General features: G+C 71.1%; 20 protein-coding genes and 4 tRNA genes. 11 read left to right on the top strand and 13 right to left on the bottom strand.

The features are described 5' to 3' along the window. Positions 1–277: 277 nt before the first annotated feature. The 6 genes from AS850_RS07745 to AS850_RS07715 form a co-directional block, all read right to left on the bottom strand. A complete protein-coding gene (locus AS850_RS07745) occupies positions 278–1,705 on the bottom strand; it encodes an LLM class flavin-dependent oxidoreductase (protein ID WP_119868590.1) in 1,428 nt (475 codons plus the stop codon). Positions 1,706–1,864: 159 nt separating this feature from the next. After that, positions 1,865–2,782, bottom strand: a complete 918-nt coding sequence (locus AS850_RS07740; RefSeq protein ID WP_119868589.1) for a MetQ/NlpA family ABC transporter substrate-binding protein — start codon at positions 2,780–2,782, stop codon at positions 1,865–1,867. An 86-nt stretch (positions 2,783–2,868) separates the two neighbouring features. Then, a complete protein-coding gene (locus tag AS850_RS07735) occupies positions 2,869–3,633 on the bottom strand; it encodes a methionine ABC transporter permease (RefSeq protein ID WP_236940876.1) in 765 nt (254 codons plus the stop codon). Next, positions 3,630–4,664: a methionine ABC transporter ATP-binding protein gene (locus AS850_RS07730; RefSeq protein WP_119868588.1), complete on the bottom strand. Its 1,035-nt coding sequence runs from the start codon at positions 4,662–4,664 to the stop codon at positions 3,630–3,632. Before AS850_RS07730 ends, AS850_RS07735 begins: the two co-directional genes overlap by 4 nt. Positions 4,665–4,952: 288 nt before the next feature. Continuing rightward, positions 4,953–5,291 (bottom strand): YciI family protein, encoded by a 339-nt coding sequence (locus tag AS850_RS07725; protein ID WP_119868587.1) that lies wholly within the window; start codon positions 5,289–5,291, stop codon positions 4,953–4,955. A gap of 391 nt (positions 5,292–5,682) precedes the next feature. After that, positions 5,683–6,021 (bottom strand): hypothetical protein, encoded by a 339-nt coding sequence (locus AS850_RS07715; RefSeq protein ID WP_119868585.1) that lies wholly within the window; start codon positions 6,019–6,021, stop codon positions 5,683–5,685. 138 nt (positions 6,022–6,159) lie between these two features. Here AS850_RS07715 and AS850_RS07710 point away from each other — a divergent pair, with 138 nt between their 5' ends. Both AS850_RS07710 and AS850_RS07705 read left to right on the top strand, forming a co-directional pair. After that, positions 6,160–6,453: a DUF4193 family protein gene (locus AS850_RS07710; protein ID WP_119868584.1), complete on the top strand. Its 294-nt coding sequence runs from the start codon at positions 6,160–6,162 to the stop codon at positions 6,451–6,453. Positions 6,454–6,561: 108 nt separating this feature from the next. Further along, complete coding sequence (locus AS850_RS07705; RefSeq protein WP_236940875.1) at positions 6,562–6,900, top strand: hypothetical protein; 339 nt, start codon at positions 6,562–6,564, stop codon at positions 6,898–6,900. Between the two features lie 102 nt (positions 6,901–7,002). Here AS850_RS07705 and AS850_RS07700 read toward each other — a convergent pair. The 3 genes from AS850_RS07700 to AS850_RS07690 all read right to left on the bottom strand — a co-directional run bounded on the left by AS850_RS07700 (position 7,003) and on the right by AS850_RS07690 (position 7,316). Further along, positions 7,003–7,074 (bottom strand) — tRNA-Val (locus AS850_RS07700). Positions 7,075–7,087: 13 nt separating this feature from the next. After that, positions 7,088–7,158 (bottom strand) — tRNA-Cys (locus tag AS850_RS07695). A gap of 86 nt (positions 7,159–7,244) precedes the next feature. Continuing rightward, positions 7,245–7,316, bottom strand: a tRNA-Gly gene (locus AS850_RS07690). Between the two features lie 167 nt (positions 7,317–7,483). On the opposite strand from AS850_RS07690, the gene AS850_RS07685 reads away from it, so the two are divergent. From AS850_RS07685 to AS850_RS07655, 7 genes are all read left to right on the top strand, one after another. Continuing rightward, positions 7,484–7,559 (top strand) — tRNA-Val (locus tag AS850_RS07685). A gap of 83 nt (positions 7,560–7,642) precedes the next feature. Next, entirely contained in the window at positions 7,643–8,059 is a 417-nt protein-coding gene (locus AS850_RS07680; RefSeq protein ID WP_119868583.1) for a pyridoxamine 5'-phosphate oxidase family protein, read from the top strand. A 130-nt stretch (positions 8,060–8,189) separates the two neighbouring features. Further along, the gene (locus tag AS850_RS07675) at positions 8,190–9,086 is read left to right on the top strand and encodes a universal stress protein (protein WP_119868582.1); all 897 of its coding nucleotides are present in this window, start codon (positions 8,190–8,192) and stop codon (positions 9,084–9,086) included. Next, positions 9,083–10,006: a universal stress protein gene (locus tag AS850_RS07670; RefSeq protein ID WP_119868581.1), complete on the top strand. Its 924-nt coding sequence runs from the start codon at positions 9,083–9,085 to the stop codon at positions 10,004–10,006. Before AS850_RS07675 ends, AS850_RS07670 begins: the two co-directional genes overlap by 4 nt. Before the next feature lie 89 nt (positions 10,007–10,095). After that, positions 10,096–10,464, top strand: a complete 369-nt coding sequence (locus AS850_RS07665; protein ID WP_119868580.1) for a VOC family protein — start codon at positions 10,096–10,098, stop codon at positions 10,462–10,464. A 72-nt stretch (positions 10,465–10,536) separates the two neighbouring features. Next, positions 10,537–12,123, top strand: coding sequence for an MFS transporter (locus AS850_RS07660; RefSeq protein ID WP_119868579.1), 1,587 nt, complete (start codon positions 10,537–10,539; stop codon positions 12,121–12,123). 171 nt (positions 12,124–12,294) lie between these two features. Further along, the gene (locus AS850_RS07655; protein WP_216819870.1) at positions 12,295–14,043 is read left to right on the top strand and encodes a peptidoglycan D,D-transpeptidase FtsI family protein; all 1,749 of its coding nucleotides are present in this window, start codon (positions 12,295–12,297) and stop codon (positions 14,041–14,043) included. Positions 14,044–14,052: 9 nt separating this feature from the next. On the opposite strand, the gene AS850_RS07650 is transcribed toward AS850_RS07655, so the two are convergent. Both AS850_RS07650 and AS850_RS07645 read right to left on the bottom strand, forming a co-directional pair. Then, on the bottom strand, positions 14,053–14,916 hold the full coding sequence (locus AS850_RS07650; RefSeq protein WP_119868577.1) for a 3-hydroxyacyl-CoA dehydrogenase: 864 nt from the start codon (positions 14,914–14,916) through the stop codon (positions 14,053–14,055). A 60-nt stretch (positions 14,917–14,976) separates the two neighbouring features. Next, positions 14,977–15,441, bottom strand: a complete 465-nt coding sequence (locus AS850_RS07645; protein ID WP_164088412.1) for a DUF2510 domain-containing protein — start codon at positions 15,439–15,441, stop codon at positions 14,977–14,979. Between the two features lie 114 nt (positions 15,442–15,555). Between AS850_RS07645 and AS850_RS07640 the strand changes: the two genes are divergently transcribed. Beyond that, positions 15,556–16,560 (top strand): LacI family DNA-binding transcriptional regulator, encoded by a 1,005-nt coding sequence (locus AS850_RS07640; RefSeq protein WP_119868576.1) that lies wholly within the window; start codon positions 15,556–15,558, stop codon positions 16,558–16,560. A 39-nt stretch (positions 16,561–16,599) separates the two neighbouring features. Further along, a complete protein-coding gene (locus AS850_RS07635; protein ID WP_119868575.1) occupies positions 16,600–18,663 on the top strand; it encodes an aldo/keto reductase in 2,064 nt (687 codons plus the stop codon). 73 nt (positions 18,664–18,736) lie between these two features. Here AS850_RS07635 and AS850_RS07630 read toward each other — a convergent pair whose 3' ends face one another. After that, the gene (locus tag AS850_RS07630; RefSeq protein ID WP_123955471.1) at positions 18,737–19,165 is read right to left on the bottom strand and encodes a hypothetical protein; all 429 of its coding nucleotides are present in this window, start codon (positions 19,163–19,165) and stop codon (positions 18,737–18,739) included. Positions 19,166–19,208: 43 nt separating this feature from the next. Continuing rightward, positions 19,209–19,685: an SRPBCC family protein gene (locus AS850_RS07625; protein ID WP_119868573.1), complete on the bottom strand. Its 477-nt coding sequence runs from the start codon at positions 19,683–19,685 to the stop codon at positions 19,209–19,211. Positions 19,686–19,699: the final 14 nt, after the last annotated feature.

Genomic DNA, 19,699 nt, shown 5'->3' with positions numbered 1-19,699 from the left:
CGGCAGCGTCGCTGTCGGGGCCCCTCCGCCGTCCCCCCGCCTCGGGCGGCCCAGCCCCGAGCATCCTGCGGCCCCGCGCGCGCCGCTGACCACCGGGACTCCACGACTCGCCGCTCATGTTCCGAAAAGGCCGCACATCGTGGAGTCTCACGCCGGGCCGACCGGGCGCAGTCGCGTGTGACTCCACGAAACGCCGCTCACGTTAGGACGTGAGCGGCGTTTCGTGGAGGTACGGGGCGCAGCGACGGGCCGCGGAACGCAGCAGCGACGGCGCCGCCTACCGCGCGGCCACCCGCTCCGCATCCGCGACCGACCCGGTGCTCGTCGAACGGCTCCCGCCGAGCCGGAACGACGCCCCGCGGTGCTCCTCGGGCAGCGTGTCGCCGCGCCCGTGGAGCTTCTGCCGCAGGCTGCCCTCCTCGTACGCCGACGGGTACGCGTCGCGCTTCCGCAGCTCCGGGATCACGTGCTCGATGACGTCCTCCCAGGTGCCGGGGGAGACGGCGTAGGCGAGGTTGAACCCGTCGACGTCGGTCTCCTCGACGAGCTCCTGCAGGTGGTCGGCCACCTCCGCGCCGGAGCCGACGAAGATCGGTCCCAGCCCCCCGATGGCTCCGAAGCGGGCGATGTCGCGCACGGTCCACTCGCGGCCGTCGAGCTTCGCCGACTCCCGGAAGTTCTCGATGACCGACTGGATCGCGTTCCCCTGGACGTCGCCGATCGGCTGGTCGAGGTCGTACTGCGACAGGTCGATCCCGGTCCAGCCGGACATGAAGACGAGCGCGCCCTCCTCGCTGGCGTAGCGGAGGTACTCCTCGTGCTTCGCGACCGCCTTCTCGTGCGTCTCGTCGGTGATGATCGTCAGCAGGGTGTAGATCTTCGCGGAGTAGCGGTCGCGACCGGCCTCGGCGAGGGCGTCGCGGATCCTGCCCACCGTGGCCTTCAGCACCGCGGCCGTCGGAGCGGAGACGAAGATCGCCTCGGCGTTCTCCGCGGCGAAGCGCACGCCGCGCGGCGACGCCCCGGCCTGGTAGATGACGGGGGAGCGCTGGATGCTGGGTTCCGAGAGGTGGATCCCGGGCACCGTGTAGTGCTCTCCGAAGTGGCCGATCTCGTGGACCTTCTCGGGGTCGGTGAAGAGGCCGCCCTCGGTGTCCTCGACGACGGCGTCGTCCTCCCAGGAGCCCTCCCACAGCTTGTAGAGGACGTCCAGGTACTCGGAGGCGACGTCGTAGCGGGTGTCGTGCTCGAGCTGGTCCTCGTGACCCATGTTGCGGGCGGCGCTCGGGAGGTAGCCGGTGACGACGTTCCAGCCGACCCGACCCTTGGTGAGGTGGTCGAGCGTCGACATGCGCCGGGCGAACGGGTAGGGGTGCTCGTAGGCGGTGCCGGCGGTCACCCCGAAGCCGAGGTGCTCCGTGACGGCCGCCATGGCCGAGATGAGGAGGACCGGGTCGTTGACGGGGATCTGGGCGCCGTTCCGCACCGCGGCGATGTTGTTGCCGCCGTAGACGTCGTAGGTGCCGAGGACGTCGGCGATGAAGATGCCGTCGAACGTCCCCGACTCGAGGAGCCGCGCGAGGTGCGTCCAGTACTCGATGTCGTTGTAGTGCCGCGAGCGGTCGCGGGGGTGGCGCCACAGGCCCGAGGACTGGTGGGCGACGCAGTTCATGTCGAAGGCGTTGAAGCGGATCTGACGGGTCATGGAGCCATCGTGCATGCCCTGCGGGGCGTCTGTCTCGGCCCGCGTAACCGGGAGTCACGGGATCGCAGGAGCCGCGGGCGCGCCGGATCCGACCGGTCGCGGCGGGGCGATCGGTCGGATCCGGATGGGGGTCGGCGGGGCGCGAGGGCGCCCCACGGGTCACTCCGCGGCGTCGAGCGGCAGCAGGATGCCCTTCTCGTTGGGATCCGTGGCGAGGAACTCCTGCACGGCCGGGTCCTTGCACGCCGCGATCAGCTTCTTGACGTTGTCGGACTTCAGGTACTTCGTCCCGACGGTGAGCTGCCCGGCGAACTCGTCGGGGGCGGCGGGGGCGAAGATGCGCTGGTCGAGGGGGATCCCCGCGGCGAGGTAGTACTCCGTGTAGCCGACGGCCCCGTCGAGGTCGCCGAGCGAGCGGGACTGCGCCGCGAAGTCGAGCAGCGTGAAGGTCAGGTGCTTGGGGTTCGACGCGATGTCGTCCTGAGTGGCCGAGCCCTTGTCGATCCCGGGCTTCAGCGTGATGAGGCCCGCCCGCTCCAGGATCCACAGCCCCTGCGCCTCGTTGGCCGGGTCGGAGTAGAGCGAGATGGTCGCGCCGTCGGGGATCTCGTCGACCGACTTCCACTTGGTCGACCAGAGACCGAAGCCCCAGCGGAACACGGGCGTGGCCGCCGTCTCCTGGAACGACGGGTTCGCCTGGAGGACCTGACCGAGCCAGAGCTTGTGCTGGTAGACCGTACCGGCGACGTCGCCCTCGCTCACGGCCCGGTTGAGGGTCGTGGAGTCCGCGAGGCCCTTGAAGGCGACCTTGATGCCGTACTTCGGCGCGACGTTCTTCGCGACGAAGTTCACCAGCGCCTGCTCGGCGGAGTTGCCCTCCGCGGTCGCGACGGAGAGGGTCGCGCCCTTGACGTCGTTGGCCGACGCGCTGGGGACGAGCCGGGGGACGGTGATCCCCGCCGCGATCGCGACGACCGCGACGGCGGCTCCGACGACGAAGGGCCAGCGGCGGCGGTGCTTGAGGGTGAAGCCGAGGTCGTCGGCGGTGGACGGGGTGGGGGTGCTGTTTTCCGGCATGGCGAAGCTGCTCCTGGGAGGGGTGAGGGACGGGGGTGGAGAAGGGGAAAGAGGGAAGGGGAAGGTGCTGCGGTGACGGGGAGGCGTCAGACGACGGGGGAGGGTTCCGACGCGCGCGTCCGGGCGGAGACCGGTCGCCTTCGGGCGAGGCTCGGCGTGAGGCGTCGTGCGAGGCGGTCGCCGACGAACTGGACGAGGGCCACGAGCGCCACGAGGATCACGATCGTGGCGATCATGACGCGCGTGTCGAAGCGCTGGTAGCCGTAGGTCACGGCCACGTAGCCGATGCCCCCGGCGCCGATGGTCCCGGCGATGGCGGAGTACTCGATCATGGCGATCGTGTTGATCGTGAGGCCGCCCACGATCAGCGGGATCGCCTCGGCGAGCTGCGCCGTGCGGATCACCTGCAGCCGGGACGCCCCCGAGGCGCGGGCCACCCGGGCGTACTCCGTCGGGACGGCTCGGAGCGCGTTCTCGACGATCCGGCTGAAGAACGCGATCCCGGCCAGCGACATCGGCACGACGGCCGCGGGGATCCCGATGTTCGTGCCCGTGATGAGACGCGTGAACGGGATGATCGCGGCCATCAGGATGAGGAAAGGCAGCGACCGCCCGAGGCTCACGACCCAGCCGACGACGGCGTGGACCGCAGGATGCTCGTACAGACCTCCCCGCGCCGTGTTGTGGACCACGGCCCCGAGCGGTACTCCCACGAGGACGACGATCACCATGGTGACGCCCACCATGACGACGGTGTCTCCCAGGGCCGGGAGGACGAGCCCGGCGATCCGGTCGAGCGGGACACGGACCTCGCCGATCGACGCGGCCAGAGGCGCCGACAGAGCGCTCACGCGACACGCTCCAGGTCGGCGTCGGCGACGACCGCGTCGACGCCCACCGCCGGTGCCCCGTCCCGAGGCGTGAGTCCCAGCCGGAGCAGCGCGTCCCGGGCTCTGCGCAGATCCGCCTCGCGGATCCCGACGGTGGCGTGACCGACGGTGGCTCCGCCGACGACCTCGATGGAGGCGCCGAGGAGCCCGACGGGGGAGCCGAGGTCGTCTCCGAGCCGCGCCAGCCAATCCGTGGGGACCGCGGAGGAGCCGTACGCCACGGCGAGGTGCACCTCGCCGGCCGCGGCGGGCTGGGCCTCGCGGCGGGGCTGGAGGTCCTGGCCGAGGCGGGAGACCGGATCCTGCAGGAGATCCACGACCCGACCGGACTCGGTGAACCGGCCGCCCTCGAGGCGGCCGACGGTGTCGGCGACCTGTCGGACGACGTCCATCTCGTGCGTGATCAGCAGGATGGAGAGATCGAGTTCGTCGCGCAGCTGGCGGAGGAGACCGAGGATCGACCGGGTCGAGTCGGGGTCGAGCCCCGAGGTGGCTTCGTCGGAGAGCAGGATGCGCGGGCGGAGAGCCAGGGCGCGCGCGATTCCGACGCGCTGCCGCTGGCCCCCGGACAGCTGGTGCGGATAGTGAGTCGCCCGATCGGCGAGGCCCACCCGGTCGAGGAGCTCGGCGACGCGCGCCTTCGACTCGGCGGCGGTCACGCCGAGGTACTCCAGCGGCAGCGCCACGTTCTGGGCGGCGGTGCGCCTCGAGAAGAGCCCGTCGGACTGGAAGATCGTGCCGATCCGCCGGCGGGCGACGCGGAGGCCGGCCTCGGAGAGCGCCGTGAGGTCCTCGCCGTCGACGAGGACGGAACCGGACGTCGGGTGCTCCAGCAGGTTGACGCACGCGGCGAGCGTCGACTTGCCCGCCCCGCTCGGACCGACCACGGCGGCGATCTCGCCGGAGTCGACCTCGAAGTCGAGGCGGTCCAGCACGACGGTGCGGGTGCCGCCGTGCTCGTAGGCCTTGGTGAGCTGCTGGATTCGGATCATGCGGCGACAGTAGGGGCATCCGGCTCGCCACCGGGGTGGATGTCGGTCGGTGACCGATCATGTCCGCGTGTGACGTCGGTCGAGTCGACGGGCGTCCCGGACTCCGTTGTCCGGGACACCCGCCGAGACCGGTGGGCCTGATCGCCGACGGGTCTCCCGTCGCGCCTCGGGTCGGCGGAGGAGGTGGGTGGGGCCGTCACCACAGGGGAACGGCCCGTCCGTCAGCGTGGTCCGGGCCGATCAGCAGGCACGTTACGCTCCGCCGAGCCGCTTGACAACCCGTCTCCGTCAGAGACCGTCGATGGGCCAGGTCGGTCGCACCTCGACGCGGCCGAAGCGCGCCATGGGGTGCCTCGACGCGACGTCGACCGCCTCGTCGAGCGATGCGCACTCGAGGAGGTCGAAGCCGGCGATGCGGTCGGTGAGGCCGCCGGTGCTGCCCTCCGCGACGCGGACGGCCCCGTCGCGCAGCGTGACCGTCCTCCCGTCGTCGGCCGGGCGGATCCGGTCGCCCTCGACGGCCAGCTTCCTCGTCGTGACCTCCTCGACCCAGTCGCCGATGTCGTCCTCCTCGGCGACGTAGGCGGGCGCCTCCGGATCGGTGCAGATGAGAAGCAGGAAGCGCATCGGTTCTCCTTCGAACGGGTGGCGGTGTTCGCCGTGCGGCTGGCGTCAAGCATCCGCCGATCTCCTTGGCGGCGCCACCCCCTGAGCCGCCGCCGCCCTGAAGAGCGAGCCGGCGCGGGAAACACTGGCGGTCCGGGCCGGCACGCGGTCGGCCCCGCGGGTTCTGCTCGACGCGTGACGGACGTAGTGTCGGCGCATGGACGCATCGGAGCACCGTCGCCCCCGGATCGGTCGCCTGCGGAGGGCGGTACTCGGCGAACGCGCGGGCGTCGTCTCGTCGGCGGCCCGTGACGTCGATGGCATCGCCACATACGGGCACCGGGACCTCGACGTCGACCTCGTCGGTGATCGAGACCCGACCGAGGACGATCGGACGTCGTAGCAAGGGGGGCTACTGCGGCGGCGGCCACGGCTCCGGCTCGGGGGAGTTCTTCGCGATCAGCTCGAAGATGTCACGCTCATGCTGAGCAGCCCAGGCGACGGCCGAGTTGAACCTCCGGAACGTCCTGAGCCACGGCCGACCACCCTCGTCGTCGCGGCAGTGGGCGTAGACGTCGTAGACGAAGGCGCCGCCCTCGGAGCGCTTCAGGACGTCGCCGAGAGGCGTCGGCGTGACCCGGATGAGCCAGAGCCCCTGGGTGCCCGGTGCGACCGGGATCGCGAACGGGTGCTCATCGGGCCGGCGTCGAAGTACCGCGTCGACGCTCTTGCCCGGTCCGGCGACTCCCATGCCAGCGACAGTAGGCGGGGCCACCGACGCTCAGACGGATACTCTGCAGGCGAACACGACGTGACGGACAGGATCGTGCATCTATAGTGGCGGCGGGCAACGGAGCCTGACCACTTCACGAACCTGCAGGAGATCACCATGGCCGCCGACTACGACGCACCCCGCAACGCCCCCGACGGCGACGAGAACACCATCTCGATCGAGGCTCGCGGAACGAAGGCCACCGGCCTCGCAGCCGACCTCGACGAGGGCGACAGCGCCGACGGCTTCGAGCTCGATGCCGCGATCATCGACGACGCGCTCGACGTCGTCGTGCTCCCGATGCAGGAGAACGAGTTCACCTGCGTCGAGTGCTTCCTGGTGCGCCCGCGGATCCAGCTCGACCACGAGTCGAAGCTCGGGCCGGTCTGCATGGAGTGCGCTGCCCTGTAGCTGCTGGGGAGTCGCGCCACCGCGCCCGGAAGCCTGACGTCGCCATTTCGCACTGCGACGCGGCTGCGTCCGGTAGCGCTCGGCGCCCCGATCGTCTAGTTTTCCCTCATGACCGATGCGCCCCTGGGCGGAGGGCCGCGTCCGATACCGGGCGGTGTCTCCCCGCGACGAAAACCGATCGTCGTCCTGCTTCTCGCTGTCGGGGTGGTGGCCCTCGTCGTCGGCGTGATGATCGCGCTCGTGTCGAAGGCATCCATCGACCGCGCGTCGACGGTGTTCTCCGGGCCTCTTCCGACGCTTCCCGTTCACACGTACGCGCAATACACGCAGCACTTCGTCGCACCCGACTACACGAGTGTCGGCGTCGGCATCGTTCTTGCAGCCGTCGGGGCGATCGCCCTCGTCGTCGGCACCGTGGTCGCGTCCTCGAGATCTCGAAAGGCATGACCTCGCACGGGGTGGTCGTGCCGCGCTGACCCCGCGAAAGGCGCTATCGGCGATCCTCACGGGGAAAGCAAAAACCCCCGGAAGGCCGGGGGTTTTTCTGTGTGAGCGATACTGGGATCGAACCAGTGACCTCTTCCGTGTCAGGGAAGCGCGCTACCGCTGCGCCAATCGCTCAGGGTGTTTCTCGAGGTGGGGACGGGATTTGAACCCGCGTGAACGGCTTTGCAGGCCGGTGCCTCGCCTCTCGGCCACCCCACCACCTGAGTGTCACCCCGAAGGGCCCCTCACCAGGAGTGGAGAAGCCACCAAACAGGTGGATCACCTCTCTGGTGAGCTTTCACTCGAGCGGATGACGAGATTCGAACTCGCGACCCTCACCTTGGCAAGGTGATGCGCTACCACTGCGCCACATCCGCATTGTGTTTCTGCCGCGTTCCCGCGACCTCAGGAACTCTAACCGATTGTCGGCGTCGTGCACAAACTGAGAACAATTCGTGTCTTCCTGCCGTCGACACGGGAGGAACTCGGGCCCGGTCGAATAGGTCCGGAGACGCGTCGTCCAGTAGTATCGACGAGTCCCATTGGGCGATTGGCGCAGTTGGTAGCGCGCTTCCTTCACACGGAAGAGGTCATCGGTTCGAGTCCGGTATCGCCCACCATCATTCTCCTCGTGACAGCAGGCACAGACACCGCCGGGACGAAAGCCCCTGTCGCCGCCGCGGACCACTCGAGACACTCGGGCATGGCTGCGACCGACGACGTCATCACCGACCTGAGCGCGACCCAGTGCCTCGACCACCTCCGGAGGCATCGAGTGGGCCGCCTCGCGTTCCTCGCGGACGGACGCGTCGAGATCTTCCCGGTCAACTACGTCGTCGACCGAGGCAACATCCACCTCCTCACCGCCGGCGGACGGAAGTTCGACGCGTTCGTCCGGGGTCGGGACGTCGTGTTCGAGGCCGACGGCGACCTCGGGGACGTCGTCTGGAGCGTGGTCGTCCGCGGCATCGCCGGTGTCCTCACCGACGACGAGAAAGTCGAGGCCGACGAGCGCCACCCCATCCGCTCCTGGGTCGACACCCTCAAGCCGCACCGGGTCCGGATCGAGCCCGTGCTCATGACGGGACGCCTCCTGCCCACGCCGCCGTCGCGTTCCTGACGCCCGCGGCGGCGTCACCCCATCCCGGCCGGAGCCCGTCGGGACTTTCGGCCCTGCTCCGAGAGCGCGAGCACGGGGATCCTGGGCCGACCACCGGCGATAGCGCCGGACGGACGAGAGGATTCGGATCATGACCCACGCCACGATCGTCGGTTGGGACGGCAGCAGCGCCTCGCGGGCGGCTCTCGACTGGGCGGCGAGGCGCGCCCGTCGGCACGGGGGCGGGCTGCACGTCCTCCGGGTCCTCGGCCCGTTCCCCTTCGTCGAGTCCGAGGCGCTGTGGGCGGACGAGGTCACGGCCGCATCGATCGTCTCGCTCGACGACGAGATCGCCCGATTACGGACAGAGCACCCGGGTCTCGCGGTGACCTCGGAGCTCGTCTCGGGCGACGCCACGGAGATCCTGCTCGACAACTCGTCGCCGCAGACGGTGCTCGTGATCGGCACCCGCCACCGCAGCGCACCGTACTTCCGCTTCGCCTGGTCGTTCGGCGGCCAGCTCGCCGGACACGCGCGGGGCCCCGTCGTCATCGTTCCCGAGACGTCCCCGCAGGATGCCCGGGGCATCGTGGTGGGCGTCGACTCGTCTCCCGAATCCGACGCCGCCGTCGTGTTCGCCGCCCGCGAGGCCGACCGGGACGGCTCGCCGCTCGACCTGGTGCACGCCTGGCTGGGGCCGCTGATGAATCCGATCCGGGGAGGGGACATCGAGGGCGCGCCCTGGCTGGAGGACGCTCACCGCCGGGTGCTGGCGGAGGCGTCGGCCCTCGTGGGCCGGGCCGCACCCGATCTGCTGCACGCGTCGCACCTGGACGTGGGGACCGCCTCGCACGCGCTCCTCGACCGGGCGAGGGACGCCGAGCTCGTCGTCGTCGGGGCGCGCGGTCGCGGCCCTCTGGCGAGTCTCGTCCTGGGCTCGGTCTCGACCGCCCTCCTCGAGTCGATGCCGTGTCCGATCGCCATCCTCGGTCCGGGCACCGTCGCCGGGTTCTCCCTGGCGTCGCTGTCCGGGGCGGTGTCCCGATGACCGAGTCGACGGTGGCGGCCTGGGACGGCTCGTCGGCCTCGGAGGCCTCCCTCGAATGGGCGGCGCTCCGGGAGACCCGGCGCGGGCGACCGCTGTCGGTCGTGCGCATCCTGCCGGTTCCCCGGCCGACGAGTCCGGACGACCTGGAGCCTCGACTCGAGGTCGACGCCTCCGAGCGGCACCTCCTCCACCGCGTCGCCCGCCTGCGGCGCGCGCACCCCGACCTGAGCGTGTCGTGCGAGGTCCTCTTCGGCGACGTCGTGGAGGTCCTCCTGGGCTCGGCGCTCCGGGGCGCCACCGTCGTCGTGGGACGGGACTCCCGTCCCCGCCTCGAGGCGCGCCGCCACCGGGTCGCCGCCCAGCTGGCGACGCTCGCGACCGGCCCCGTCGTCATCGTTCCCGAGCACGGTCGACCCCCCGCGACCGCCGACGAGGAGTCGCTGACACGGTCCATCGTCGTCGGTGTCGACGGGACGCACGCGGCCCTCGAGGCGCTCCGCTTCGCGGCGGACGAAGCTCGGCAGACCGGGGACCGGCTCGTGGCGGTGCACGTCTGGAGCGAACCGGTGGTGTGGGACGACGTCTTCGTCTCGCCGCCGGCCCTCGAGGCGCTGATGCAGCACCAGCACGAGGAACTGCTCGAGGAGTCCATCGAGGTGGGGCTGACGGACTTCCCGGACGTGCCCGTCGTGCGCCGTGTCGTCCGGGGTCGGCCGGAGGTCGAGCTGGAGCGACTGGCCCGCCACGCGGACGTCCTAGTCGTCGGCGACCACGCCCGCAGCGCCGTCGCGCGGCACCTCCTCGGGTCGGTCTCGTCGGCGCTCTCGGCGCGACCGACCGTCCCCACGGTCGTCGTCCACCATCCGGCGGACGCCCCTCGCGAGGCGGCGCGCAGGAGCCGCGACCGCGTCGAGGCCTGAGCGATGCCGAGCTCGGTGGCTAGGGTGGCGAGCGCGGCGCGTCCCCGCATCGGCGGGGGCGTCTCCTCACGCCGCCGAAAGGGGTCCCCGTGGACATGAGACTGGAGCTCGTCCCGCTTCCGGTGCACGACGTCGATTCGAGCAAGGCGTTCTACGCCGATCGCGTCGGGTTCGCGGTCGACCACGACGTCGAGCCGGGGAACGGGATGCGGGTGGTGCAGCTCACACCCCCGGGGTCCTCCTGCTCGGTCGTGATCGGAACCGGAATGGTCGATCCGAATGCGGGGCCTGTCACGGGCCTCCACCTCGTCGTGGACGACGTGGAGGCGGCCCGCCTGGAGCTGACGGGTCGAGGCGTCGAGGTGTCCGACGTCCAGGACGTCGGCGGGGGAGTCCGCTACGCGTACTTCGCCGACCCGGACGGCAACTCGTGGGCCCTTCAGGAGATCCGCCGGTAACTCGCCGGGGTGGGCCACCGAGGATTACACTCGCTAAGACATCAGCCGGCTTAGCATTCGAAGGATCCCACCGTGACGGACACCAGGCGCCGATGGATCGGCCTCGTCTTCATCAGCGTCGCCGTCGCCCTCATCATCGTCGACTCGACGATCGTGAACGTGGCGATCCCGTCGATCATCGACGACCTCGGGATCACGTCCACCCAGGTGCAGTGGGTGCAGGAGAGCTACACGCTCGTCTTCGCCGCGCTGCTGCTGGTCTTCGGGACTCTCGCCGACCGGTACGGGAGGCGCCGCATCCTGCTGACCGGAGTCGCCGTCTTCGGCCTGTCGTCGATCCTCGCGGCTCTCGCCGGGACCGGCGACCTGCTCATCGGCGCCCGCGTGCTCCAAGGGATCGGCGGGGCCATGGTCCTGCCGACGACGCTCTCCCTCATCAACGCCACCTTCCGCGGGAAGGAGCGCGGCATCGCGTTCGCCGTGTGGGGGTCCACGATCGGCGGGATGGTCGCCGTGGGGCCGCTCCTCGGCGGCTGGCTGACGACGTCGTTCTCGTGGCGCTGGGCCTTCGGGATCAACGTCCCGCTCGGCGCCGTCATCATCGTCGGCGTCCTGCTGTTCGTCGCTCCGAGCCGGGCCGAGGGCGAGCCGCAGCGGGTTGACGTCGTCGGAGCGGTCCTGTCGGTCCTGGCGAGCGCGACGCTGGTGTTCGGCCTGATCGAGGGTCGCACCTACGGCTGGTGGACGGCCACGAAGTCCTTCTCGGTCGGCTCGTTCACCTGGCCGTTCGCGCTCTCGCCGATCCCGGTCGCCTTCGCCGTCACCCTCGTGTCGGGCGTGGCCGTCGTCCTGTGGGGTCTGTCCCGCCAGCGACGGGGACGCCCGGCGCTCCTCGCGCTGTCGCTCTTCCGCATCCCCTCCTTCCGGAACGGCAACATCGCGGCGATGATCGTCTCGCTCGGGGAGTTCGGCATCATCCTGTCGCTGCCGCTCTGGCTTCAGAACGTCGTCGGCTACACCGCCCTCGGAACGGGCTTCGTCCTCCTCGCCCTCGCCATCGGATCGTTCGTCGCCAGCGGCATCTCGGCGAGCGTCCTGGTGAAGAGGCTCTCGCCGGTCGCGATCGTCCGCATCGGCATCGCCGCCGAGATCGTCGGGGTCGCAGGTCTCGGCCTCGTCATCAGCGCCACGGCCACATGGGTCGTCCTCGTGCTCTTCCTCTTCGTGTACGGCTTCGGCGTCGGCCTCGCGACGGCCCAGCTCACCGGCGTCGTCCTCACCGACGTCCCCGTCGAGATGAGCGGTCAGGGCTCGGGCACCTCGAGCACCGCGCGGCAGATCGGCTCCGCGCTCGGCATCGCCGTGCTCGGCACCGTCCTCTTCACGACGACCGGCACGGCCCTCACCGGGCGGTTGGGCGACCTGCCCGAGGCGGCCCGGTCCGATGTCGTCGACTCGGTCGTCACCAGCGCGGGAGCCTCCATCCCCGCGCTCGAGAAGACCAGCCAGGCCGTGGCCGAGGCCGCCCGCATCGCCTTCAGCGACGGCACGCGCGCGTCCGCGTTCGCCGCGGCCGCGTTCCTGGTCGTGGGCCTCCTGGCGACGCTGCGCCTCTCGGGGCGGCGGGAGACCGACGACGAGGCGTCCCCGACCGTCTGAATTGCGCATCCTGCAGGAGCCCCGTGGCCCCAGCGCGCCGCCCGACATCCCGCCCGGCCCGAGGTACTGTCTCGCCTGACAGCCACCGTGGCCGCAGGGTCGCGGTGCGCGGACGGCGAGCGGAGGGCGGGAGCGATGGGGCAGCGGAGCGGGCCCGTGCGGAGCAGGCGCGTGCGGCAGACACTGGCCATGATCCTGGTCTTCGCGCTGGCCGGCGTCTTCACCGTGCGGCTGGTCGACATCCAGGTCGTCCAGGCCGAGGAGCTGCGGCTCCAGGCGGTCGAGAAGCGCAGCATCCCCGTCACGCTCTACGGCACCCGCGGCGACATCGTCGACCGCTCCGGGACCGTCCTCGCCGGGAGCGTGTCCCGCTACGACCTCACCGTGGCGCCGAAGATCGCCACCGCCTACCGGGGTGCCCTCGGGAGCGCGACCATCCGCACCATCTCCCTCGACGAGGCTCTCGCGGCCCTGTCGAAGGTCGCCGGGACGCCCGCGGCGACCATGAAGAAGACCATCCTGGCCGACCCCACATCGGAGTTCGCGTACCTGGCCAAGGGCCTCGACGTGACCGCCTACCGCGCAGCCGTCGCGCTCGGTATCCCCTGGCTGTCGTCCGAGAAGCAGGCCGCTCGCACCTATCCCAACGGAGCCGTCGCCGGGAACCTCACGGGTTTCATGGGCACCGACGGCGCGCAGGCGGGACTCGAGTACTCCTACGACCGCTGCCTCGCCGGCGCGAACGGCAAGCAGACCTACGAGCGCGGCGAGGACTGGGTCCGCCTCCCGGGCAGCACCGTGACCGAGAAGCCCGCTCAGGACGGCGGCGTGCTCCGGACGACGATCGACGCCGACCTGCAGTTCCTGACCCAGCAGGTCCTGCAGGAGCAGGCGACAGCTCTCCGGGCCGAGTCGGCCACGGCGACCGTCAGCGACCCGAAGACCGGCGAGATCCTCGCCCTCGCGGACTACCCGAGCGTCGACCCCAACGACGTGTCCGCCACCAAGGATCCGGGGGACTTCGGCTCCAAGGCGCTCACGGCGCTCTACGAGCCGGGATCGACGATGAAGGCGGCCATCGCCGCCGCACTCATCGACAGCGGCAAGGCGGACCCGCTGACCCAGGCGGTCGTGCCCTACGCCCGCACGTTCCCGTGGGGCGGCCGGATCAGCGACGCCGAGTTCCACCCCGTCGAGAACCTCACCCTCGCCGGGATCCTCGCCCGGTCGTCCAACGTCGGCATCACCGAGATGGGCGAACGCCTCACGGCTCAGCAGCGATTCGACTACCAGAAGAAGTTCGGCCTCTTCCAGGCCGATCCCGCCCTCACCTTCCCCGGACTCGCCTCCTGGCCCGATCGGACGTCGCCGAAGTGGGACCAGCAGACGAACATCAACTCGATGTTCGGCCAGGGCGTGTCGACGACCGCTCTCCAGGTGGCGGGCATCTACCAGACCCTCGCCAACGGCGGCGTGCGGGTGCCACTGCACCTCGTCACCGGCTGCGAGAAGCCCGACGGCAGCGTCGTGTCGAAGCCCGCGGTCGCCCCCGTCCGCGTCGTGTCGGAGAAGGCCGCCGACGAGACCGTCCGGATGCTCCAGAGCACCCTCCTCGACGGCGGCACCCTGGCCGGCATGGAGAAGGTCTCCGGCTACAACGTCGCCGCCAAGACGGGCACGGCCGAGGTGGCCGAGCCGAACGGTGCCGGCTACGGTTCGCAGCGCATCATCTCGGTGGCGGGCATCGCGCCCGCCGAGAATCCGAAGTTCGTCGTGACCGTGACCTTCACGAAACCGCAGGCCAGCAAGTTCTCGAGCGCCGCGGCTCCGGCGTTCCACGAGCTCATGTCGCTCGTGCTCGAGAAGTACCGCGTGGCGCCCTCCACGTCGCCGGAGAACACCTACCCGACGACGTGGTGAGCCCCGTCGTCAGGCGGCCGGGTAGCGGTAGAAGCCCTCGCCCGACTCGACGCCCAGCTTGCCCTTGTCGAGGTACTCGGTCTTGAGGTAGTCCGCGAAGATCGCGGAATCGCCGCCCGCCTCGGAGGAGATGGCGTACGCGGTGCGGAGGCCGACGATGTCGAAGATCTCGAACGGGCCCTTGGGCGCACCCGTCCCGATCCGCCAGGTCGTGTCGATCGTCTCGGGGGTCGCGACGCCCTTGAGCAGGAGCCCCGCCGCCGCATTGAGCAGCGGGATGAGGAGCGAGTTGAGGACGTAGCCGGACTGCTCGCGGTGCAGCTCAATCGGCACCATCCCGATCTCGCGGGCGAACGCCACGACGTCGGCGTAGACCCCGGGCGAGGTCTCCGGCGTCCCCATGATCTCGGCCGTGTTGTTGACCCAGACGTGGTTGGCGAAGTGGAGCGCCAGGAACCGCTCGGGCCGGCCCGTCGACTCGGCGAGGGCGCTCGGCAGCAGCGTCGACGAGTTCGTGGCGAAGACCGTCCGGGGACCGGCGGCGGAGCCGATGCGGGTGTAGACGTCGCGCTTGAGGTCGATGCGCTCGGGGACCGCCTCGATCACGAGGTCGGTGTCGCGGACCGAGGCCTCGAGGTCGGTGCTGAAGGAGATGGAGTGCGCCGCCGTGGTGGCCGCGTCGCGGTCCGCGGACGGCACCTCGTGCACGAAGAGCGACACGATGGCCTCGAGGCGCGCCTTCGCCGCCTCGACGGCCTCGTCGGACACGTCGTAGAGAGTCACCTCCTTGCCGTGGTTGGCCGCCTGGAAGGCGATCTGGGATCCGAGGACCCCGGCTCCGAGAATGGTCACGCGGGTGAACGTCGTCGTCATGAACCCACCCTAGCCACGGCATCCTGGACGCCCGCGAGAGGCTTCCGGCGCTCCCGCGGTTCAGTCGGCGTCGGCGGGGAACTTCGGCACGGCGGCCGCGACGGCCGCGGAGAGCGCGTCGAGGAAGGCCCGCCACTCGTCGGGCGAGGTGCGACCGCCCCGCTGGAGCGACGTCTCCGACAGCAGGCCGGGTCGCCGTCGCGGGCGCGCGCCGTGCCGCACGACGTCGAACGCGTTGCCGCTCCGGGAGACCACCACGTCGTCGACCGTGTTGAGCGGGATCCGCTGGAGCGCGGGCCGGTCGGGCTTCGAACGGAAGAGGAGGACGTCGCCGTCGAGCTCGGCGTACCCGGTGGCGCCGCGGACGACCCGGACGCCGGTGGCCGTCGGCTCGGGAGTCGCGGCGTCGCTCCGGGCACCGCGGGTCCGCTCCGTCCAGCCGGTGCCGTCCCACCACCGCTCCTGCTCGGGAACGCCGTCGGGATACCAGCCGGCCGGCGTGGTCGGCGGCGGCAGGTCGATCACGCCGAGACCCCCGGCTCGGAGCGCGACGACCGTGTTTCCAGTGCCATGAGCCCCATGGTAGCCGCGGCTCCCGCCCCCGCCGGACGGCCGACGGCGCGCTGCTAAAGTGCGCTCATGAAGCCAGGAACGTCGCGCACGAAGAGGGCGACCGTCATCGACGTCGCCGAACTCGCGGGGGTCTCGCGACAGACCGTCACCCGGGCCATGAACGACATGACGGGTATCTCCGTCGAGACGAAGGCCCGCGTGCTCCAGGCCGCGAAAGACCTCCGCTATCGTCCGAGCCGGTTCGGCCGCGGCCTCGTCGTCGGGCACCAGCTCACCCTGGGGCTCGTGGTGGAGGATCTCACCAACCCGTACTTCCCCGAGCTCGCCGCCGGGGTGGTCGACAGCGCGACGGCGGCCGGCTGGAACGTCCTCGTCGCCGACGGCGCGCACCGGCCGAACGACCCGGAGGCGTTCCTCCGCGGCCTGACCGAACAGGTCGACGCACTGATCGGCTACCTGCGCATCCCCTCGTCGCGCTTCGACGACGTGTTCGGCGATCTTCCGGTCGTCGCCCTCGAGGGCTCGCAGGAGGAGGGGCAGCGCGGCATCGTCGAGCTCGACTTCGGCCCGGGGCTCGACGAGGCCGTCGCCCATCTCGTCTCGGAGGGGCGACGCCGCATCGTCATGGTCGACGCCGGCGATCCCGACGACCCGAGCGCCCGGAGCCGCGACTACGAAGCCGCCATGACCCTGCGCGGCCTCGAACCGCGGGTCTTCTCCGAGGGGGACGGGCCCACCTCCGCCGAGACGGCGGTCGCGGAGGTGCTCCGGGACGTCCCCGACGTCGACGCGATCATCGCCTTCAACGACATGCACGCGTTCGGCCTCATGCGAGCCGCGCAGCACGCCGGCGTGGTCGTCCCCGACCAGTGCGCGATCCTCGGCATCGACGGGCTCTCGATGGGTGTCGTGTCCACTCCGGAGCTCTCGAGCCTCGACCTCGACATCGCCTCCCTGGGGCGGACGGCCGTCGACCTCATCCTGGGCATGCACGCGGGCGATCTCCCGCCGAGCGGCCCGGAGGTGCACCGGGTCGTGACCCACTCGCTCCTGCTCCGCCAGTCGGCCTGACCCTTGCCCGCGGCGGGCATCGTTGGTAGCGTTCGTGGCGTGAACGTTCACGGCAACGATGCCCTCCCCACAGAGACCGACCATGCGGGCCGTGACGCCCGCCCGACCACGACCACGACGCTTCGCTGGGGCATCGTCGGCCCCGGCAGCATCGCCTCGCGGTTCGCCTCGCAGCTCCTCGGGAGCGAGACGGGTCGCCTCGTCGCGGTGGCCAGCCGCTCGCGAGACCGTGCCGAGGCCTTCGCCGCCGAGCACTCGCCCGAGGGGCGTCCGGCCCGCGTGCACGACGACTACGACGCGCTGTTCGCCGACCCCGAGGTCGACGCCGTCTACGTGGCCACCGTCCACACGGAGCACGTCCGACTCGCGCTCCGGGCGATCGAGGCGGGAAAGCACGTCATCTGCGAGAAGCCGCTGGCCGTCGAACACGCGGGCGTGATGGTCCTCGTCGAGGCGGCTCGCCGCGCGGGCGTCTACCTCGCCGAAGGTTTCATGTACCGGTTCCACCCCCAGATCGCTCGGTTCGCCGAGCTCCTCCGCGACGGCGAGATCGGGACCCTCGAGCACGTCGACGCGTCGTTCGCGTTCGCCGCCGACCTGCCTCCCGACCACCGCCTCGCCTCACCCGACCTCGCCGGCGGCGGGATCCTCGACGTCGGCGGCTACCCCGTCTCGATCGCACGCCTGGTGGCGGGAATCGCCGAGGGGAAGCCCTTCGCCGAGCCCGTGTCGCTCACCGCGAAGGGCACTCTCGGCTCGACCGGCGTCGACGACTGGGCGACGGCGTCGCTCGTCTTCGCCTCCGGCCTCACCGCCTCCGTCCGCAGCGGCGTCCGCCTCCAGGACGACAACGCGGTCGTCGTCACGGGATCGGCCGGGCGCATCGTGCTCCGCGACCCGTGGGTGCCCAGCGATGTCGACGGGTCGGACATCGAGGTGCACGTCGTCGGGCGCGACGTGCGGACGATCCACGTGGCTCCTGCGCCCCAGTGGGGTCTCCAGGCCGACGCCGCCGCCGCGAACCTCGCCCTCGGACAGAGCCCCGAGATCGGCTGGGCCGACAGCCTCGGCAACGCGGCCGTCCTCGACGCCTGGCGCGAGGCCATCGGTCTCCGCTACCCGTTCGAGAGCGACACCGCGTTCGTGCCGACCGCCTCCGGGAGGCCCCTGCGCGTGCGTGACGACGCGGCGATGCGCTACGGAACGATCGCCGGTATCGACAAGCGGATCTCGCGCCTCGTCCTCGGCTGCGACAACCAGCGCACGATCGGCCACGCCACCGCCATGTTCGACAACTTCGTCGAACTCGGCGGCAACGCGTTCGACACCGGGTACATCTACGGCGACGGTCTGATGGAGCGCCTCCTCGGCCAGTGGATCGCCAATCGAGGCATCCGCGACGACGTGATGGTCATCGGCAAGGGCGCCCACACCCCGCACTGCGATCCGGAGTCGCTGACGCGCCAGCTCACCGAGACCCTCGACCGGCTGCAGACGGACCACGTCGACCTGTACCTGATGCACCGCGACAACCTGAGCATCCCGGTCGGCGAATTCGTCGACGTCCTCGACGAGCACGCGAAGGCCGGCAGGATCCGCGCCTTCGGCGGCTCGAACTGGACGATCGCGCGCTTCGAGGAGGCCCAGGCCTACGCGCACAGCCACGACAAGCAGGCCTTCGCGGCCCTGAGCGACCATTTCGGGCTCGCCCGCGCGCTCGACGTGCCGTGGGCCGGGTGCGAGCACGTGACGGATCCGGCCGACCGCGAGTGGCTGGAGAGGACGGGCACGGCGCTCCTGCCCTGGTCGTCGCAGGCGCGCGGCTTCTTCGCGCGGGCCGACCCCCGCGACCTCTCCGACCCGGAGCTGGTGCGCTGCTACTACAGCGACGACAACTTCGAGCGACTGAGTCGGGCCCGCAGCCTGGCCACCGACCTCGGCGTCGCCCCGACGGCAGTCGCTCTGGCCTACGTGCTCGCGCAGTCGTTCCCCACGTTCGCGCTCATCGGACCGCGCTCGCTCGAGGAGACTCGCACCTCGCTCGCCGGACTCGACATCGAGCTGACGACCGAGCAGGTGGCCTGGCTCGACCTGCGCGGCTGAGGCGCGGCCGGCTCGGGCTCGGGGCCGCGCCCCTGGGCCGGGTTCGGCGCCTGCCGCGGCGCCTCGTTCCGGGTTAGCCCTCGGAGTCGTCCGCCTGCTCGGAGGTGCGGCGTTCGCGCGGCGCGCCGCGGAGGAGGCGGCGGACGCGCTGCACCGGCAGGCCGAGGATCTCGCCGATGTCCCGCCGCGTGACGGTGGCGCGGTCGAGCTCGCGGGCGGCGTTGGTCAGGGCGTTCCACTCGTCGTCGAGGGCCTGTTCGGCCGTGGCGTGGGCGCGCTCGGCGATGTCGAGCTGCTCACCGACGGTGCCGGGGAACTCGACGGTGAGGTCGATGTCGACGTCTTCGGGGTCGACGCCCTCGAAGTCGGCCACGAAGGCGCGCGCGACGTCTTCGGCCTCGCCGAGCCACCGCGCCTCGGCGACGCCTCCGATCGGGGCGATCTCGAGGAGCCAGGCGGAGCCGTCGCGGCTCACGGTCACGTCATAGGTCAGGGAGGGCATACCCCCGAGTCTGACAGACCGGCAGGAGCCGCGGCTCCCGGTCTCAGCGCCGGCGGGCGATCTCCGCGAGGATGCCGGGCAGCACGCGCCGCATGTAGGGCGCCCAGAAGAGGCGCACGATCAGCATCGTGGGAAGGCCCATCCCGGGTCGGGCGAAGAACGAGTACGACCAGCGGATGGTCGTCCCGGAGCCCTCGGCCCGGTAGACCCAGACGGCGCGGCCTCCGGAGACGAGGCGTCCCAGGATCTTGGTGAAGTCGGTCAGCTCGTAGACGAACGTCGCGTGCTTCTCGATCTGCTTCAGGTGCTCGATGACGCTGCTGCCGTCCGAGAGCAGGAGCTGACGCGTCTGGCCGACGGCGTCCCACGGGCCGGTCTGGTCGCGGACGCCGACGACGGCGGGGAGCGGACCGTACTTCGGGTAGTAGCCGACGGGGGTCATGGGCGTCCCGACGGCCCAGGCGGTGTCGAGGGGAGCTTCGACGTAACCCTCGGCGACGGCGTTCGCGGTGATCGTCATGCGGGGTGTTCGGA

It is taken from the genome of Frondihabitans sp. 762G35 (genome assembly GCF_002074055.1).
Lineage (GTDB): Bacteria > Actinomycetota > Actinomycetes > Actinomycetales > Microbacteriaceae > Frondihabitans.
The sequence above is the reverse complement of the archived record's forward strand: the minus strand, read 5'-3'. Positions and strand labels throughout refer to the sequence as shown.

Excerpts from the sequence above, each read along its gene's own strand:
- AS850_RS07745 (WP_119868590.1), bottom strand. The coding sequence starts at position 1,705 with ATGACCCGTCAGATCCGCTTCAACGCCTTCGACATGAACTGCGTCGCC.
- AS850_RS07740 (WP_119868589.1), bottom strand. The coding sequence starts at position 2,782 with ATGCCGGAAAACAGCACCCCCACCCCGTCCACCGCCGACGACCTCGGC.
- AS850_RS07730 (WP_119868588.1), bottom strand. The coding sequence starts at position 4,664 with ATGATCCGAATCCAGCAGCTCACCAAGGCCTACGAGCACGGCGGCACC.
- AS850_RS07725 (WP_119868587.1), bottom strand. The coding sequence starts at position 5,291 with ATGCGCTTCCTGCTTCTCATCTGCACCGATCCGGAGGCGCCCGCCTAC.
- AS850_RS07715 (WP_119868585.1), bottom strand. The coding sequence starts at position 6,021 with ATGGGAGTCGCCGGACCGGGCAAGAGCGTCGACGCGGTACTTCGACGC.
- AS850_RS07710 (WP_119868584.1), top strand. The coding sequence starts at position 6,160 with ATGGCCGCCGACTACGACGCACCCCGCAACGCCCCCGACGGCGACGAG.
- AS850_RS07705 (WP_236940875.1), top strand. The coding sequence starts at position 6,562 with ATGACCGATGCGCCCCTGGGCGGAGGGCCGCGTCCGATACCGGGCGGT.
- AS850_RS07680 (WP_119868583.1), top strand. The coding sequence starts at position 7,643 with ATGGCTGCGACCGACGACGTCATCACCGACCTGAGCGCGACCCAGTGC.
- AS850_RS07675 (WP_119868582.1), top strand. The coding sequence starts at position 8,190 with ATGACCCACGCCACGATCGTCGGTTGGGACGGCAGCAGCGCCTCGCGG.
- AS850_RS07670 (WP_119868581.1), top strand. The coding sequence starts at position 9,083 with ATGACCGAGTCGACGGTGGCGGCCTGGGACGGCTCGTCGGCCTCGGAG.
- AS850_RS07650 (WP_119868577.1), bottom strand. The coding sequence starts at position 14,916 with ATGACGACGACGTTCACCCGCGTGACCATTCTCGGAGCCGGGGTCCTC.
- AS850_RS07640 (WP_119868576.1), top strand. The coding sequence starts at position 15,556 with ATGAAGCCAGGAACGTCGCGCACGAAGAGGGCGACCGTCATCGACGTC.
- AS850_RS07630 (WP_123955471.1), bottom strand. The coding sequence starts at position 19,165 with ATGCCCTCCCTGACCTATGACGTGACCGTGAGCCGCGACGGCTCCGCC.
- AS850_RS07625 (WP_119868573.1), bottom strand. The coding sequence starts at position 19,685 with ATGACGATCACCGCGAACGCCGTCGCCGAGGGTTACGTCGAAGCTCCC.